This window comes from Pseudopedobacter sp., assembly GCF_040392825.1.
Classification (GTDB): domain Bacteria; phylum Bacteroidota; class Bacteroidia; order Sphingobacteriales; family Sphingobacteriaceae; genus Pseudopedobacter.
On record NZ_JBEBVH010000342.1, the window covers coordinates 1 to 3,630 of the forward strand.

Below are 3,630 nucleotides of genomic sequence, written 5' to 3' on the forward strand. Positions count from 1 at the left end.
CCTGTTATTTACCGACTATATGGTACGGTATAACGATTAAGTGTTTATATATTAGATAGATGAGATTATGTTTGGGTAATCAATTATACCGATATGTTCTCAGATTTTACTCCTATAAAGTATATTTTAAAGGCTATAGAGATAATAGTTCTGTATTTGGCTTTGCTTTTTGCAGGTACTGGAAATGCTCAGGCCCAGAGTGGAAATACCGTAGAAAAGATAGATCGCTATTTGACGGCTAAGATGGCGAGCAATAAAATTCCGGCCTTGGCTGTTGCCGTTGTTCATTCAGATTCTGTTATTTTTTCAAAAGGCTATGGTGTTACAAGTGATGGTAAAGCTGTAAATGCTGATACGCCTTTTCCAATAGCTTCCTTAAGTAAAGCATTTACAGGGGTGGCAGTTATGCAGCTGGTAGAGGAAGGTAAAGTGGTTTTAGATAGTCCGGTTGTTAAATATATCCCTTCTTTTGAAATAGATGACCCTCGTGGTGCAAGTATAACAGTTAGTCAGCTATTGCATCAAACAAGTGGTTTAGCAGATACTGGTTTTCCCGATATGACTTTTAAGCAGCAAGCCACAAACTTGGATGAAGTCATTGTATTACTAAAGAAGGCTAAATTAGTAAGTAAGCCTGGTGAAACGTTTCATTACCATAATCCCAATTATGAGATCCTGGCGAAATTGGTTGAAGCGGTTAGCGGCGAAAGGTTTTCTTCGTATTTGGAAAACCATATTTTCAATCCGCTGGAAATGAATTATACCTGGGATGTTCCTAATACTAAATCATTATATAAAGAAGGTATAGCAAAAGGTTATACCTTTTTTGTTGGAGAACCAATTGTTGCAAAAGATCCTGAATGGTTTGTGGATGGTGCAGCAGGAGTGGTTTCTAGCTCTAATGATATGGCCAACTGGCTTCGTGTTCAGTTAAATAAAGGTCGTTTTAAAGATACTGAATTATTGAGTGCTGAGGGTTTAGCATTGACACATAAAGCACAGTCAGGGAATGAATCGTCTTATGCTATGGGTTGGAATTTGAATAGAGATTCCAGCTTGTATCACGGTGGGATTTTATGGACCTACAGTTCAGAGCAAATGATTTATACGAATGATGGGTATGGAATCGTTGTTCTATTTAATAGCGGTATTAAGCCTCTTGTGGATTACTACTCGTTCGTGGATGGTATTCACGAAATCCTGGAAGGACAGGAACCCGATGTTTCTTCTTTGCCACATTGGTTTTTTCAAGTGTGTGGATTTTTAGTTTTTCTTATCGCTTTTGGTTTTGCGGTGCGTAGAATATTCCGGGTAAAAGAATGGTATCAGAAATATAATAAACGACCTCTTTGGTTATCGTGGTCCTATCTGCTATTACGTCTTTTACCTCTTATTCTACTTCTTTCAATGTCCTGGATTACAACTATGTTGAGCGGTCGGGTATTGAATTGGGATGGCATTTTTTTAATGATGTCGGATTTTATTTTAGGATTAGGATTGATAGCATTGGCTAATGTATTGGTTGTATTTGTGAGGTTGCGTTATCTTTTTAGGAATTATAAAGGTAGTGTTGCAGCTCTGTAATTAATAATTGTATTTTTACGGCTATTAATTCACATAAAGAGCTTAATTTATTATGACCGACCTTTTATTAAACCGCAGGCAAGTATTAAAAACATTGGGTTTGACTGCCGGGGCTTCTCTGTTAAAATTACCCGCTTCTGCTAAAGAGACTTCAAAGCAAGCTAACTCAAGTTTTAAATATGCGCTCAATATGAGCACCATTCGTGGACAGAAACTCGGTTTTGTTAAAGAATTGGAAGTTGCATCGAAAGCAGGATTTGGCTCGGTTGAGATATGGATAGATAGTTTTCAAACCTATTTGAAAGAAGGGGGTACGGTAAAGGAAGCTAAAAGGATTATTGATGATTTAGGTCTTGAAATAGAAAATGCGATTGGTTTTGCCAGATGGATTGTAGATGATGAAGCTATGCGTACAGCTGGCCTTAAGCAGTTGCAGGGAGAAATGGAGCAATTGGCAGGAATTGGTTGTAAACGAGTAGCAGCTCCACCTTCGGGTGCCAATGGTGCTAATGCAGCATTGCTTGATTTGAATGTTATTACTGAAAGATATATTAAAATACTTGAGATGGGCGAGCAGACTGGTGTGAAGCCGGTGCTCGAAATGTGGGGTGCATCACCCAATCTTAAGAAAATCAGTCAGGTGCTTTACGTAGTTGCAGAAAGCGGACATAAAGATGCTCGTGCTTTATTGGATATTTTTCATATTTACAAAGGCGGTTCAAGCTTTGACAGCCTAGCATTTGTAGGTAAGCCGGCAATTGATATTTTCCATGTTAATGATTATCCGTCAGGTATTCTTCCTGCTAAAATATCTGAGCCTGATCGTATTTATACGGGAGATGGTATTGCTCCGATTCGTCAGGCATTGCAGGCCATTAAAGATCCTGGCAAGCAAATTATTCTTTCATTGGAGGTTTTCAACCAGAGTTATTATCAGCAAGACGCATTGTTAGTTGCGCAAACCGGTTTAGCTAAGATGAAAGCTATTGCTGAAGGAATGTAGTTAAAGGCATCCAAAACAGCATTAATCAAATGCTGTTTTGGATGCTTAGATTAGAATTGTGTAAATGACTTTGAGACGAACTCAAGTACTAATGGTAATTCGTTTCGCCAGTATGTCCAGGTGTGTCCACCATCTTTAACTCTGTATTCATGAGGGATTTCGCTTTGACGCAATAGAATATGCATTCGGCTATTGCCTTCATAAAGGAAATCATCGTCGCCGCAGCTTATATACCAACGTATTCCTTTAATCTTTTTTAAATTATCTTCAGATGCATTTTTAACAATGCTTTCTATACTATGCCGATTGAAGTAATCTTCGATTTGTTTGTCGGAAGCACTTGTAGATGTTTGTTTAAGCCTTGTTTTGAACTGTTCAAAATCCCAGTTTCCAGTTGCTGCACTTAGAGGAGCAGCGGCTGCAAACATATCTGGCTGATGCAGAGCATAAAAGATGGTTCCTCCACCACCCATTGATAAGCCAGAGATAGCCCGATAACGTTTTTCACTACGTACCCGGTATGTTTTTTCAATATGTGGAATTAGCTCTTTAAAAAAGAAGTCTTCATAATTATAACTGCCGTCAACAACATTGAAATATCCTCTGGTTCCGGTATCGGCATCGGGCATTACAATGATCATTGGACCTGCATTGCCTTCAGCAATCGCTTTGTCTGCAATGTGTTGAACTTGCCCGAATTGTACCCAGCCTGTATGATTATCTCCACTGCCATGAAGGAGGTAGAGAACAGGATAACTGCGGTCGCGTTGATCAAAGCCTTAGGGTAAGTAAATTTCATATTTGCGATCCATTTTAAGGATATCACTTTTTACGGTACGCGTCTCAAAAACTTGACTTCCTTGAGCCAGAACGATAGATACTGTGCACAGCATTAACAATGCAATAGATAATAATCTTTTCATAGTTGGTTAATTGAATGTAGGTTAGTTGAATTAGGTTTTATTGATAAATGGTATTACAATAATATAAAAAAACATTCATTAATCTAATTCTACTACTATCTTTCCAACAGTTCTTCCACT

At 38.3% G+C, this 3,630-nt stretch carries 2 protein-coding genes and 1 pseudogene; 2 read left to right on the top strand and 1 reads right to left on the bottom strand.

Annotation, left to right across the window (positions count from 1 at the left end):
- Positions 1-156: 156 nt before the first annotated feature.
- Positions 157-1,584, top strand: coding sequence for a serine hydrolase domain-containing protein (locus tag ABWO41_RS16620; protein WP_353140413.1), 1,428 nt, complete (start codon positions 157-159; stop codon positions 1,582-1,584).
- A 52-nt stretch (positions 1,585-1,636) separates the two neighbouring features.
- On the top strand, positions 1,637-2,587 hold the full coding sequence (locus tag ABWO41_RS16625; RefSeq protein ID WP_353140415.1) for a sugar phosphate isomerase/epimerase family protein: 951 nt from the start codon (positions 1,637-1,639) through the stop codon (positions 2,585-2,587).
- Positions 2,588-2,637: 50 nt separating this feature from the next.
- Here ABWO41_RS16625 and ABWO41_RS16630 read toward each other — a convergent pair.
- Positions 2,638-3,342: pseudogene (locus ABWO41_RS16630) on the bottom strand (alpha/beta hydrolase); the annotation flags it as partial.
- Positions 3,343-3,630 lie beyond the last annotated feature (288 nt).

Bases quoted from the DNA above. Each gene is read 5' to 3' on its own strand.
- ABWO41_RS16625 (WP_353140415.1), top strand. From the start codon at position 1,637: ATGACCGACCTTTTATTAAACCGCAGGCAAGTATTAAAAACATTGGGT.